At 68.7% G+C, this 13,011-nt stretch carries 11 protein-coding genes; 4 read left to right on the top strand and 7 right to left on the bottom strand.

What is annotated here, in order from left to right:
• Positions 1-50: 50 nt before the first annotated feature.
• The 5 genes from ACFY3U_RS12920 to ACFY3U_RS12900 form a co-directional block, all read right to left on the bottom strand.
• Complete coding sequence (locus tag ACFY3U_RS12920) at positions 51-248, bottom strand: hypothetical protein (protein ID WP_387199606.1); 198 nt, start codon at positions 246-248, stop codon at positions 51-53.
• A 142-nt stretch (positions 249-390) separates the two neighbouring features.
• The gene (locus tag ACFY3U_RS12915; RefSeq protein WP_387199603.1) at positions 391-1,185 is read right to left on the bottom strand and encodes an ArsR/SmtB family transcription factor; all 795 of its coding nucleotides are present in this window, start codon (positions 1,183-1,185) and stop codon (positions 391-393) included.
• 196 nt (positions 1,186-1,381) lie between these two features.
• On the bottom strand, positions 1,382-1,618 hold the full coding sequence (locus tag ACFY3U_RS12910; RefSeq protein WP_387199600.1) for a hypothetical protein: 237 nt from the start codon (positions 1,616-1,618) through the stop codon (positions 1,382-1,384).
• The gene (locus ACFY3U_RS12905; protein WP_387199949.1) at positions 1,615-1,953 is read right to left on the bottom strand and encodes a hypothetical protein; all 339 of its coding nucleotides are present in this window, start codon (positions 1,951-1,953) and stop codon (positions 1,615-1,617) included. The genes ACFY3U_RS12910 and ACFY3U_RS12905 overlap by 4 nt, the downstream gene beginning before the upstream one ends.
• A 176-nt stretch (positions 1,954-2,129) precedes the next feature.
• Positions 2,130-3,341, bottom strand: coding sequence for a helix-turn-helix domain-containing protein (locus ACFY3U_RS12900; RefSeq protein ID WP_387199597.1), 1,212 nt, complete (start codon positions 3,339-3,341; stop codon positions 2,130-2,132).
• Between the two features lie 566 nt (positions 3,342-3,907).
• Here ACFY3U_RS12900 and ACFY3U_RS12895 point away from each other — a divergent pair.
• Complete coding sequence (locus ACFY3U_RS12895; RefSeq protein ID WP_387199595.1) at positions 3,908-5,029, top strand: hypothetical protein; 1,122 nt, start codon at positions 3,908-3,910, stop codon at positions 5,027-5,029.
• A gap of 572 nt (positions 5,030-5,601) precedes the next feature.
• Here the strand turns inward: ACFY3U_RS12895 and ACFY3U_RS12890 are convergent.
• Positions 5,602-7,035, bottom strand: a complete 1,434-nt coding sequence (locus tag ACFY3U_RS12890) for a HEPN domain-containing protein (RefSeq protein WP_387199592.1) — start codon at positions 7,033-7,035, stop codon at positions 5,602-5,604.
• Positions 7,036-7,155: 120 nt separating this feature from the next.
• Between ACFY3U_RS12890 and ACFY3U_RS12885 the strand changes: the two genes are divergently transcribed.
• Positions 7,156-7,419 carry a hypothetical protein gene (locus tag ACFY3U_RS12885; RefSeq protein ID WP_387199590.1) on the top strand — a complete coding sequence of 88 codons (264 nt, stop codon included), beginning with the start codon at positions 7,156-7,158 and terminating at the stop codon, positions 7,417-7,419.
• On the opposite strand, the gene metH is transcribed toward ACFY3U_RS12885, so the two are convergent.
• Positions 7,406-10,909, bottom strand: a complete 3,504-nt coding sequence (metH, locus tag ACFY3U_RS12880) for a methionine synthase (RefSeq protein WP_387199946.1) — start codon at positions 10,907-10,909, stop codon at positions 7,406-7,408. The genes ACFY3U_RS12885 and metH overlap by 14 nt on opposite strands.
• A gap of 274 nt (positions 10,910-11,183) precedes the next feature.
• On the opposite strand from metH, the gene ACFY3U_RS12875 reads away from it, so the two are divergent.
• Positions 11,184-12,053, top strand: a complete 870-nt coding sequence (locus tag ACFY3U_RS12875) for a PAC2 family protein (protein ID WP_387199587.1) — start codon at positions 11,184-11,186, stop codon at positions 12,051-12,053.
• 119 nt (positions 12,054-12,172) lie between these two features.
• The gene (locus ACFY3U_RS12870; RefSeq protein WP_387199584.1) at positions 12,173-12,964 is read left to right on the top strand and encodes a GntR family transcriptional regulator; all 792 of its coding nucleotides are present in this window, start codon (positions 12,173-12,175) and stop codon (positions 12,962-12,964) included.
• The last annotated feature ends 47 nt before the right edge of the window (positions 12,965-13,011 follow it).

The raw sequence follows: 13,011 nt of genomic DNA, 5'->3' as shown, positions 1-13,011 counted from the left end.
ACCACGCCTGTGTGACGCCGGTCACCTCATCGGCGCGCGGCCACCCCCGGTCACGGGTACGCCTCCTGGGCCAGCTCCACGTCCGCGAGGCGTTCGGCGAGGAAGGTCCGCTCGACGTCGTTGTCGGTCAGCGCCAGCGCCTCCCGGTACGCCTCCGCCGCCGCCGTCCACCGCCGCAGCCGGCGCAGGAAGTCGGCGCGGGCGGCGCTGAGGTAGCCGTAGGTGGCCAGCGCGGCGCGAATCGACACTCCTGGGAAGTTTCCGCGAAGTGGACCACCGGCGCGGCTCCGTCGACCCCTACGGCCGGCCGAGGAAGCGGCGGTGAGCACGCCGGCCGGCCCGGGTGCGTGCGCCGTGCGCCACCACCCGGGCCGGGAGCTGCTGCCGAAATCATCCGTCCTCGGGCAGCGGCTCCCCGGTCTCCAGCAGGGACTTCAGGCTCGCCACCACGTTCGGCCAGCCATGCTGGACCATGTCGGCCAGGCTCGACCCCGGCTCGAAGTCGTCGTGCACGACGGTGAGCTTGACGACCTGCGCACCGGTCTCCTCGATCGTGAAGGTGACCTTCGACCGGGCCTCACCGGAGAGCCGGGCGAGCATGTCGTCGTCCCAGCCGAAGCGCTTGGCCAGCTCCGGGGTGATGGCGTGCCAGGCGTAGGAGAGCCGGCTGTACGGCTCGGCCGCCAGCACCACCTGCTCCTTGTCCTCGATGACCACGCCGTGGTTGTCCCAGGTCATCGGGGAGCCGACGGCCCAGTCCGTGGTGAACGTCGTGGCCCAGTAGCGGCGGGTGAACTCGGGCTCGGTCAACGCCTGCCAGAGCTTCTGCGGCGTCGTCTTGATGTAGGTGGTGTAGACGAAGGTCGGCGCGTCCATCGAGGTCTCCTCCAGAGCGATCTTCAGGTCCGCCAGGGCTGCGACCCTGGCCCGGTCGTAACGGCTGATCCACCGGTGGGCGATCTCGTGCACGGGCGCGGCGTTGAGGTAGTGCAGCTTCTCCCGGCCCCGTCGCACGGTGGCGACGAGCCCGGCCTCCTCCAACACGGCGAGGTGCTTGCTGACGGACTGCCGGGCCATGTCGAGCCCGGCGCACAGCTCGCGCAGCGTCTGCCCGTTGCGGGCGTTGAGCGAGTCGAGCAGCGCGCGCCGGCTCGGATCGGCCAGCGCCTTGAACACCTCGTCCATGCCTGCCCTCGTACCCCCGGGGTCGTCGCCGCTCGGATATGCAGCCGTTTGGCTGCCTCTGACGATACGCAGCCGGGAGGCTGCATGTAAAACACATCGCGCATCTTCGCCAAGGGCGTTGCCGGTGGTCGGCCGCTGATCGGAGCAGCCTCGTGGCGCCGCCGCCCCTCCTCCGGGCCGGCCAGGCGGAGGGTCGTCAGCGTGGGCGGACGACGCCTCTGGTCCAGCCGAGGAAGCGGCGGTGCAACAGACCGGCCGGTGTCCACGGCATGTCCTGCGTGGCCTGGACGAGGTGCGCGCCGAGGTACAGGGCCAGCGACACCGGGGCGCCCGCGTACTCCGCCGACAGCTCGCGCCGCCGGGTCGGGCAGGGCCACGGCAGGTCGCAGCCTCCGCAGCTCCAGACCGGCGGGACCGGGCCGTGGGTGGTCATCCGCGGCCGCCCAGCAGCGCCGCCGTCAGCGACCGCGCATGCCGGCTGGTCGCCCACTCCACCTGCCAGCACGGGTACGGCGTGAGCCGCGCCCACCAGGCACGACAGCCGACGCACATCCCGTCGAGCCCGGGCACGTGCACCGCGAGGATCGCCTGTTCCTGGTCGTCGTTCACTCGGCGTCGCTCCGCGGCCAGTGGCCCCGGTTGATCGGGATCCGGTGGCGGGCCCGGCACGGCAGGTCGACGCCGCACCGGCAGACCCACCGCCACCGCCGCCAGCACCAGACCGGCCGATGCCGGCGGGCGAGCGTCAGCGCGGTGGCAGACAGGTATTCGTCGTAGCTGACGCGCCGCACGTACCCTCCCCCGTCGGGCACGAGGGCAGCACTCTGCCCCCGAAGCTGAGGGGGACGCGGCGACCAGGCGAAACCCGCACCGCCCGCCGCATCCCGTGAGCACGAAGCTACGGTCGGTCGTGCGGCGGTACGGGTACGGTTCCTACCCGTTACTCAGGAGACGAGCCCGACCTTCAGGGCGAGATCACGGGCGTCGTCCCGGATGGACCGCGGACCGTCGAGCAGCTCCAGGGTGATCCGGCGGGCGTACCCGTTGAAGCGGATCGTCTCCGGGGCCGACTCGTACGCCTGCCGGAGGGTGACCACGGCGGCCTCGTTGTCACCCTTGCCGTGATGCGCGCGTGCCACCTCGATCAGGTGGCGTGCCCGGCGCGGCCGCGACGGGATCACGGCCGCGTCGTGCCGGCGGGCCTGGCGCACGGCCTCGCCGGACTTCTGCAACTCCACCGCCACCGTCACCGCGTGGGCGCCCATGATGACCCGGGAGAACGACGTCTGCGGCTGGTAGAAGCCCTCGGGTAGGCGTTGCGCCACGCGGTCCGCGCGGTCCCAGTACCGCCAGGCCCGGCCCTCCTCACCGGCGCGGGCGGCGGTGTAGGCGGCCTCGAAGTTCAGCGCGCCCCACAGCGCCAGCAGGTTCGTGCTCCCGTCGGCGGTTCGCGGTTCCACCGCCGACAGGACGTCGAGTGTCACCGCCATCGCAGTGTCCCAGTCACCGGCGTCCCGGTGCACCTGGCAGAGGAACCACCCCGCACCGGCCAGCGCCTCCGCATCACCGGACTCCTGCGCCGCCACCATCGCCCGGTCCGCGACCCGCCACAGCAACTCGGCGGCAGGTTGGTAGGCGAGGAACATCTGGGCCAGGCCGAGCGTCTCCGCCAGCAGCGCCTGGGCCTGCCGACGCTCGTCACCCTCGTACGCCAGGGCGGCGTGCCGCACGTCCCGCACCAGCCCCGGCAGCAGGCCGCCCAGCACCGTGCGGTGATCCGACGCCTGATGGCGGGCCCGCCACGCCGCTGCCAGCCGCCCCCGCAGACTCGCCAACGGCTCGGCCGGAGCGTCGCCGGGGAGCGCAACGCGGTTCACCGCCTCGCGCACGGATCCCAACGCGGGATGCTCCGGCCCGTTGACCATCGCCGAGCGGTCGCCCAGATCTCCGGCCAGCACGGACACGTCGACCTTCAACGCCCGGGCTATGCGGTCCAGCATGTGGATGCGCGGCGGCAGGATCCGGTCGGTCTCCACCGCCTTGACCCACTCGGCGCTGCGGCCCACCAGCCCACCGAGCACGGCCCGGGTCTTGCCCGACCGCTCGCGGTAGACCTTCAACCGCTGCCCGAACGTCAACTCCGGCAGGTAATCCATCCCGGACCTCCTCGCGGCGCGGGCTGCACCGTCGGCCACCGGTGCGCCGTCACGCCAACGCTACCGACCCAACGGCCGCCCTGACAGCCCCCACACACCGGGCGTCCAGAACGGAGTGGCTCAGTTGTCGGGCCGGACGTTGGATCTGTACCGGGCGACCATCTCGCGGCGACTGGCTCGACGTCCATCGCCCATAGCCTGGCTACACCCATCCCGTCGGCCTTCGTCAGCACAACGCGGAGGGGTGGGCCTGCCGGGTCAGGTGGAGCACCCAGCGGCTGAACGACCTTGACCGGGCATCCCCTGTCTGCTCGGCTCCGCCCGGACGGAGGCTGTCGGGACGGCACCAGCATCCCGGAGTGCCCGAGTGCCTCGCCGGAGGCAGTTTGCTGGCGATCGGCGTTACTCCAAGGTTTGTACTGCGAGGTGTAGTTGGCGATGTCCCGTGGCGCCTCTAGCCGGGCTGCAGGGCAGGCCGGCTCAAGCGGGTGTCCTGATACCTCCCAATCTCTTGCTGTGCCACGAGCCGACACCTCGCCAATTAGGAGGTTGCGGTACGGTGAGTCGTGCTTCCCAGCCTGCAGTTCAGTGACTTTCACAAGTTCCTTGTGAGCGTTGGTGGCCTATCACTGGCGGCGGCCGTGGCTCTCCCGGTTCTGCTTTTGCGCTCACAGAAGACCGTGATGGTTACAGAGAAGCAGCTGGCAGACCTCAGCCCGAACGCCCGAGATGCGGTAGAGGCCCAGCAGAAGCAAGCCCTCTGGATAATTAATTACTGGCCCCCGGTGTCTATTGCCCTGTTCGCGATTGGAATCGTCCTTATTGTTGTCGGCGCTGCCATGTGGAAGAGGCGCCAAGATCTGCTCAATGACCGGGAGTCGGCCGAACTAGAGAAGATCAAGCTTGAGCATGAGAAAACCCGCCACGAGATCCGAGCGTTAATTCGAGACAACAAGGAAGGCGAGGAAGAAGCCGCAGAGGCGGCCATCAAAGAGTCGGCAGCCGATCCCCCCTCTTCCGACGAGCACGACCGGACGGAAGTACCCCCACCCAGGCGATCGACGGAGGATGAAGAGCGCCCGGATGCCGAAACTCGCGCATCAACCACGCGTACGAACATCTCTGCGCTCAAGATTGTCGCCGGGAACGTTGGTTCGCTCGAGATCCGGGGAATGCTCAACTACATCCGTGCCCAAGAAGAAGCGGTGCTCTATCTTGAACGGGTCTATGGTGGGAAACTCGACGTCGTCCGCAATGTGCGGCTAGGGGTAGATCGAGCCGACTTCATGGTTACCTCGGACACCGACGATATGCCGAACCTCGCCGTCGACGTCAGTCAGATAAACGGTACTTCGGTCGCGCGTCCTAAAGTTCGACAGTCGCTAGAGTGGGCGCAAGAGGCACGCTACGCAGCTCGGCAAAGCTTTAGAGGGCGGTTCCGCCCTGTCGTGTTCTTCGTCATTCCGACAAACAGCCCTCCCAAACTCTATGATGTTGTTCGTTCTGAGATCCGCAAGGGAATACACGGCTTCAGCGACCTGAGTGAAAATCCGCCGCCGATGACCGTTATCCTAGTTGAATCGGAAGCCTTTGAGACGCTACCGCTAGAGAAGTCCGTGTTTACTGGACCAGACCCACGCGTCTTGGAATGGCTTCCTTCCGGGACCGCCGCTGCCGACGCCAGCTGACGAGTGTTCTACGCATGGGTCCAGAGGACCAACGAGGTGTGCGCAGGACGCCAAAGGAGCATGCTAACGCATGGTCCTCCAGACTCTTGAAGCCCCGGAATCTGCCGCGATTGGTGGACCGGGGCTTCCTCGTGTCCGACGCTGTCAGCGGGTTGTAACCGACGCGCTGCGGCTCCCCCGGCGATAGCGACCACCATTCCGGCGCCCAGAAAGCCAGTCCCAGCGCCTCCGCCGCCCGCGCGCTCGACCACCGTCGCAGCCGTACCAGTGACAATCGGTGACGACGTCGGCTTGGCCGTGGAGGCCACCCGGATCGTTCCCACCTCGGGCAACCTCACCGTCTGCGGACAACAGTTCTGAGATCCGACACACCACCCTCGGAGACTATCCTCCGTCAGCTGATGTGCGACATGCGACCCCAACTGATCGGCAAGACAGCACGCCGATCGCGGCCATGTGTGCGGGGTTCAGGGAACACCTTGAGTGACCGGCACGCAGATAGCAGCTGAGGGCCTCCCACAGGTGCAGGCCCACCCACCACCAACGCACACCGACCAGCTTGCTGATCGTCGTCAGGTCCTCGCCGGCTGCCCTGTAATGCGTTGGACCGCCCCTTCCAGCCGCTCGATATCGCTCCAGGCGTATATGTGTCGCACAACCTCGGGGAGCCGGTTCGCACTTAGGCCGGTACGGGTGAGCAGACAAAGCCTGGTTACTTGGAACAAGCTTTCCGCTAGCCAGTACAAGTCTGACCCGTCGAAACTCTGACGACTTTCGTCAAGGTGAGTGAGGTTGTTCCTCGCTTTCTTAACGGCCTTAGTCCACAGCATGGTGTCCTCGCCAACAAGGAAGGGAGAAAGATCGCCCAGCTCAGCCATGAGGTCGTTCAGTCGGCGGTCAAGATCGAGGTCGTTCGCGTGCGCCATTACGTTCGTGAACCACTCGTGATGCTCCGGCGGCACCATCTGTGCGCGCATTGCACGCCTGAGCTTGTCGAAAGTGGCTTGCGGCATGTATCTACCTCGACCAACGAGAGCCCTATGCAGCCCTTCTGCTGCCGAAGCTACGTTGAGAAATCTATTCTCCGAGTAAATACTTTGCGCCCGCATAGTCAGCAGCGAGCCAACGATTGGCGCAATGCCAGGCACGCGATCGAGCCAGGTCGCAATCGCTTCAACCCCACCGAAGACGTCCAGGGGGACGATAACCCTGTGGGCTTCTAGCCGCTTAGCCTTGAGCTGTCGCCCTGGCTCGTACATACGCGCCTTGAGCTCGATTGGACGGCGCGTACCGTCAAAGGGCAGCCCGTTAATGTTTGTCTCGGGATGGTCCGAGTGGTAGGCACGTAGGCTTATGAACGCGTCCGAGCGATCGACGCACAGTGACGAAAGGCTTTGCAGGTTTCCCGCGTCTTCGATAATCTCGCTTAAAGAAGCCTGCCGCTCGTACTCGATCGCAAAATCCGGCCAATACTTGACAGCGATTCCCTCAAGCTCTGTGTCTTCTCGGGACCAGCGAAAATCCAAGACAATTCTACCCCGCGAGAATCTGGCACTACTTCCTTCAGGGACATCTAGACGCCATGCGAGGTCACCCCGATCAACGCCGTCTACCGGAGAGTCGTGATCAACCGTAATTGCTTCTCTGTTAACCCATGGCGCCGCATCTCTCAGACGAACGATGACGGACTCAAAGAAGGTTTCTTCCTCTCTCTCAAAGTGGCCGCCTATGAGGATGACATTAGGCCTATACAATTTACGGCTCGTGTGAACGCTGTCGATCAGTGTGACTTGCTGGCGGTGATTTCCGTAGTCGATGTAGCCAAGTATGCGGCGGCGCATGCCGCCTTCCTTTTCCTGCTCCTCCCCGTTAGGCATGCGTTCCACCAAAGGGTCCGCGAGGGTTAAGGTTGTACCGTCAACCGGGTCAAAGACGAGGCGGCCATACTGCCTGACGCCGTGAGGCCCGGGGAGCCAAAACTCGCCCGTCGAATCAAGTGCTTGCATTCCGCCGATGCTATCCCTCTTTTGTGGACTGTAAATCAGCGTAACGGATAACATTGCGGCGTCTGAAGATCATCGGTGCTACACCTTCAGTGCCTGACTTGCCGACGCGAGGTAAGTTCCATGGGGGGCAAGAAGAAGCGGCAAGTGCAAGCGTTCCTCGCCAGCGCCCAAGCCGACATCCTCAAGGGCACATACGTCGACCCGTACGCCCGCCGCATCACCTTCAAGCGGTACGCCGACGGCTCGCTCGCCGCCGCCAGCGACGAACTCACACGGGACCGGCTCGAGTACGAATTCCATGGAGACGGCGTGATCATAGAAATCGGGGCTGTTGCAGGCGCTCCACCGCAGGTCGAACCGCCTGCCACGGTCACTTGGCGTTGAAGTAGTTGGCCTCCGGGTGGTGGACCACGATCGCGTCCGTCGCCTGCTCCGGCACCAGCTGGAACTCCTCCGACAGCTGCACCCCGATCCGCTCCGCGCCCAGCAGGCTCACGATCTTCGCCCGGTCCTCCAGGTCGGGGCAGGCCGGGTAGCCGAACGCGTACCGGCAGCCGCGGTAGTCGTTGCGCAGCAGGCCCGCCAGGTCCGCCGGGTCGTTCCCGGCGACGGTGCCGCCGCCGGGCAGCACCAGCTCGGAGCGGATCCGCCGGTGCCAGTACTCGGCCAGCGCCTCGGTGAGCTGCACGGACAGGCCGTGTACCTCCAGGTAGTCGCGGTACTCGTTGGCGGCGAACATCTTCGCCGTGTAGTCGCTGATCGGCTGGCCCACGGTGACCAGCTGCAGCGCCACCACGTCCAGCTGGTCGCCCTTCGGGCGGAAGAAGTCGGCCAGGCAGAGCCGGCGCTCCTGCCGCTGCCGGGGGAAGGAGAACCGGGCCCGCTCGGCGTTGGCGTTCTCGTCCAGCACCACCAGGTCGTTGCCCTCGGCGTACGCCGGGAAGTAGCCGTAGACCACGGCGGCCTCGAGCACCTGGTCGGCGGTGAGCCGGTCCAGCCAGTAGCGCAGCCGCGGCCGGCCCTCGGTCTCCACCAGCTCCTCGTACGACGGGCCCTGGCCGCCGCGGGAGCCGCGCAGCCCCCACTGACCGAGGAAGGTGGCCCGCTCGTCCAGCAGCGCCGAGTAGTCGGCCAGCGGCACCCCCTTGACCACCCGGGTGCCGAAGAACGGCGGCGTCGGCACCGCCACGTCGAGCGCCACGTCCGAGCGGACCGACGCGTCGTCCAGCTCGGGCAGCGCCTCCCGTACGGTGGTGCGTTGCTTCTCCCGCCGCGCGCGCCGGGCGGCCAGCGCGGCCTCGCGCTCCGGGTCGACGACCGGGGCGCCGCCGCGCTTGGCGGCCATCACCCGGTCCATCAGGGAGAGTCCCTCGAACGCGTCCCGGGCGTAGTGCACCTGGCCGGGGAAGGTCGAGCGCAGGTCGTCCTCGACGTACGCGCGGGTCAGCGCCGCCCCGCCGAGCAGCACCGGCCAGCGCTCGGCGACCCCGCGGGTGGCCATCTCGGCCAGGTTCTCCTTCATGATGACGGTGCTCTTGACCAGCAGGCCGGACATCCCGATCGCGTCGGCGCGGTGCTGCTCGGCGGCCTCCAGGATCGCGTTGATCGGCTGCTTGATGCCGATGTTGACGACCTCGTAGCCGTTGTTGGACAGGATGATGTCGACCAGGTTCTTGCCGATGTCGTGCACGTCGCCCTTGACGGTGGCCAGCACGATCCGGCCCTTGCCGCCGTCGTCGGCCTTCTCCATGTGCGGCTCCAGGTACGCCACCGCGGTCTTCATCACCTCGGCGGACTGGAGCACGAACGGCAGCTGCATCTGGCCGGAGCCGAACAGCTCGCCGACCACCTTCATCCCGTCCAGCAGGATGTCGTTGATGATCAGCAGCGGGGCGGTGCCGGCGGCCATCGCGGCGTCCAGGTCGGCCTCCAGGCCGTTGCGCTCGCCGTCGATGATCCGCCGCTTGAGCCGCTCGTCCAGCGGCAGCCCGGCCAGCTCCTCCGCCCGGGTGGCCCGCGCCGAGGCGGCGTCGACGCCCTCGAAGACCTCGATGAACCGCTGCACCGGGTCGTACCCCTCGCGCCGGCGGTCGTAGATCAGGTCGAGCGCGATCTCCCGCTGCTCGTCGGGGATCTTCGACATCGGCAGGATCTTGCTGGCGTGCACGATGGCCGAGGTGAGCCCGGCCCGCACGCACTCGTGCAGGAACACCGAGTTGAGCACCTGCCGGGCGGCCGGGTTGAGGCCGAACGAGACGTTCGAGATGCCCAGGGTGAAGTTCACCCCCGGCCAGCGGGCGGCGATCTCCCGGATCGCCTCGATGGTCTCGATGCCGTCCCGCCGGGTCTCCTCCTGGCCGGTGGCGATCGGGAAGGTCAGCGCGTCGATCAGGATGTCGCCGCGGCGCAGCCCCCACCGGGTGGTCAGGTCCTCGATCAGCCGGCCGGCCACCCGGACCTTCCACTCCTGGGTCCGGGCCTGGCCCTCCTCGTCGATCAGCAGCGCCACCACCGCGGCGCCGTGCTCCTTCACCACCGGCATCACCCGGGCGTAGCGGGACTCCGGGCCGTCGCCGTCCTCGAAGTTCACCGAGTTGACCACGCACCGGCCGCCGAGCATCTCCAGGCCCGCCTCGACCACCGCCGGCTCGGTGGAGTCCAGCATGATCGGCAGCGTGGAGGCGGTGGCGAACCGGCCGGCCAGCTCGCGCATGTCCCGGGTGCCGTCCCGGCCGACGTAGTCGACGCAGAGGTCCAGCAGGTGCGAGCCGTCCCGGGCCTGGCCGCGGGCGATGTCCACACAGGCCTGGAAGTCCGCGGCGAGCATCGCGTCGCGGAACGCCTTGGAGCCGTTCGCGTTGGTCCGCTCCCCCACCATCAGCACGCTGGCGTCCTGGGCGAACGGCACCGGGTGGTAGATCGACGACACGCCCGGCTCGGGCCGCGGGTCGCGGGCCACCGGGGTCGCCCCGTGCAGCCGCTCGACCAGCACCCGGATGTGCTCCGGCGTGGTGCCGCAGCAGCCGCCGACCAGGGAGACGCCGTAGTCGGCGACGAACCGCTCCAGGGCGTCGGCCATCTCCTCCGGCCCCAGCGGGAAGTACGCGCCGTCGGCGGTGAGCACCGGCAGCCCGGCGTTCGGCATCACCGACAGCGGCACCCGGGCGTGCCGGGACAGGTAGCGCAGGTGCTCGCCCATCTCGGCCGGGCCGGTCGAGCAGTTCAGCCCGACCAGGTCGACCCCGAGCGGTTCGATCGCGGCCAGCGCCGCGCCGATCTCGCTGCCCACCAGCATGGTGCCGGTGGTCTCCATGGCGACCTGACAGATGATCGCCACCCGCTGGCCCAGCTCGGCCATCGCCCGCTTCGAGCCGACCACAGCGGCCTTGACCTGGAGCAGGTCCTGGGACGTCTCGATGATCAGGCCGTCCGCGCCGCCGGCGATCAGGCCGGCCGCGTTCTCCTGGTACGCGTCCCGCAGCGACGCGTACGGGGCGTGGCCCAGGGTGGGCAGCTTGGTGCCCGGCCCCATCGAACCGAGCACGAAGCGGGGGCGCTGCGGGGTGCTCGCCGCGTCGGCGGCCTCCCGGGCCAGCCGGGCGCCCGCCTCGGACAGCTCCCGGATCCGCCCCTGGATGCCGTACTCGGCGAGGTTGGGCAGGTTGGCGCCGAAGGTGTTGGTCTCGACGCAGTCCGCTCCCGCGGCGAGGTACGCCTCGTGCACGCCGCGCACCACGTCCGGGCGGGTCACGTTCAGGATCTCGTTGCAGCCCTCCAGCCCCTCGAAGTCGTCGAGGGTCAGGTCCGCCGCGTGCAACATGGTGCCCATCGCCCCGTCGGCGATGAGGATCCGGTCAGCCAGCGCGTTCAGCAACGAATTCGACACGAGACCCAGGTTAGTGCCGAGATCCCCGCGACGGTAACGACCTGCCGCGGGTTCCACATTCTGTCTGCCGCCACCGCGTACCCGATTTGATGGTTTTTGCCGGGCCCGGGGTGGGGCGGACCGGCGCGGCCGACGGGCCGCGCCCCGCCCCGACCCGTAGGCTGGCGGACGTGAAGGACAACAGGGACGCCACCGTGCCCGGCGGGCGGACGATCGGGCGGGGGCCCGGCGCCGTCCCGGACGAGCAGGGCGAGGTGACGGCGTGACCGAGTTCGACGGGCTGCCGGTGCTGCGGTCCCCGGTGGCGATCGCCGCCTTCGAGGGCTGGAACGACGCCGCGGACGCCTCCACCGCCGCCGTGGAGCACCTGGAGCAGGTCTGGGAGGCGCGGCCGATCACCGAGCTGGACCCGGAGGAGTTCTATGACTTCCAGGTGAGCCGGCCGACGATCACCATGGCCGACGGCGAGACCCGCCGGGTGGAGTGGCCCACCACGAAGTTCATGGTGGCCAGCCCCGAGGGCACCGAACGGGACGTGGTGCTGATCCGCGGCATCGAGCCGAGCATGCGCTGGCGCACCTTCTGCGAGCAGGTGCTGGAGATCTGCCACAGCCTCGAGGTGGAACGGGTGGTGCTGCTCGGCGCGCTGCTGGCCGACGTGCCGTACACCCGGCCGTTGCCGATCAGCGGCAGCGCCTCGGACGCCGAGGCCGCCCAGCGTTACCAGCTCACCCCGACCCGCTACGACGGGCCGACCGGCATCGTCGGGGTGCTGCATGACGCCTGCAGCCGGGCCGAGGTGGACGCCGTCTCATTCTGGGTGCACGTGCCGCACTACGCGAACAACCCGCCCTGCCCGAAGGCCACCCTGGCCCTGCTGCACCGGGTCGAGGAGGTGCTCGACCTGCCGGTGCCGATGGCCGACCTGGCCGAGGAGGCCGCCGAGTGGGAGCAGCGGGTGCGCAGCGCCGCCGAGCAGGACGCCGAGCTCGGCGAGTACGTGCGCGAGCTGGAGGAACGGGTCGGCGACGCGGGGATCACCCCGTTGACCGGTGACGAGATCGCTCAGGAGTTCGAGAAGTACCTGCGCCGGCGCGGCGGCTCGGCCGGCCCGACCGCCGGCTCCTGGTAGACCGAGACCTCAGGGCCCCCGAGCGTTCCGACGCTCGGGGGCCCTTTTCGCGTGTCCGGGGTGGCGCCGTCACACCCGCTAGGGCATCCTAGGAACCTAGCTGTTCTGAGGAGGCGGGTGTGCAGATCAACCCGGGGGCCGCCGAGTTCCCGCACCGGCAGATCGCCGCGCAGCTCAAGGCGCAGGTGCGCCGCGGCGACTGGGGGCCCGGCGAGCGGCTGCCGTCCATCCCGGCCATCGCCGAGATGTTCGGCGTCGCCAAGCAGACCGTGCAGCGCGCCGTCGACCAGCTGCGGGTCGAGGGCATCCTGATCACCAAACCCGGCTCCGGTACGTACGTCCGGGGCACCCGGCGGCGGCTCAACCGGCTCTCCCGGGGGCGGTACGGCGGCTTCCGCGGATACCACACCGACCTGGCCGCGCGGTACCGGCAGCAGCTGGTCTCCGTCGGCCGCTCCCCCGCCCCGCCCGAGGTGGCCGACGCGTTCGGCGTGGCCGACGGCACCGACCTGCTCTGCCGCCGGCACCTGGTACGCACCGACGACTCACCGGTCGAGGTGGGCGCCTCCTGGTTCCTGCCCGCCGACACCGCCGGCACCTCGCTGGAGCGGGCCGAGGCGTTCGGCCGGCCGCTCTACCAGGAGGCCGAGGAGGCCACCGGCCGGCGGTACGTCTCGGCCACCGACACGATCAGCGCCCGCCAGCCCAGCCGGGAGGAGGCCGAGACGCTGCAGATCCGGCCGGACACCCCGGTGCTGCACCTGCTGCACGTCGCGTACGACGCCCAGCGCAAGCCGATCGAGGTCGCCCAGGCCACCTGGCCCGGCCCGATGACCACGCTCACCGAGGAGTACCGCATCCCCGCCCCCGCCCACACCCCCGACCCCGACCCCGGCCTGGTCCTCGGCTGACGTCGCCCGCACCTGCCACCCGCGCCGCGAGGTTGGCGGCGGAGGCC

It is taken from the genome of Micromonospora sp. NPDC000089 (assembly GCF_042899365.1).
In the GTDB taxonomy this organism is placed as follows: Bacteria; Actinomycetota; Actinomycetes; order Mycobacteriales; family Micromonosporaceae; genus Micromonospora.
The sequence above is the reverse complement of the archived record's forward strand: the minus strand, read 5'-3'. Positions and strand labels throughout refer to the sequence as shown.

Excerpts from the sequence above, each read along its gene's own strand:
- ACFY3U_RS12915 (WP_387199603.1), bottom strand. The coding sequence starts at position 1,185 with ATGGACGAGGTGTTCAAGGCGCTGGCCGATCCGAGCCGGCGCGCGCTG.
- ACFY3U_RS12910 (WP_387199600.1), bottom strand. The coding sequence starts at position 1,618 with ATGACCACCCACGGCCCGGTCCCGCCGGTCTGGAGCTGCGGAGGCTGC.
- ACFY3U_RS12900 (WP_387199597.1), bottom strand. The coding sequence starts at position 3,341 with ATGGATTACCTGCCGGAGTTGACGTTCGGGCAGCGGTTGAAGGTCTAC.
- ACFY3U_RS12890 (WP_387199592.1), bottom strand. The coding sequence starts at position 7,035 with ATGCAAGCACTTGATTCGACGGGCGAGTTTTGGCTCCCCGGGCCTCAC.
- ACFY3U_RS12885 (WP_387199590.1), top strand. The coding sequence starts at position 7,156 with ATGGGGGGCAAGAAGAAGCGGCAAGTGCAAGCGTTCCTCGCCAGCGCC.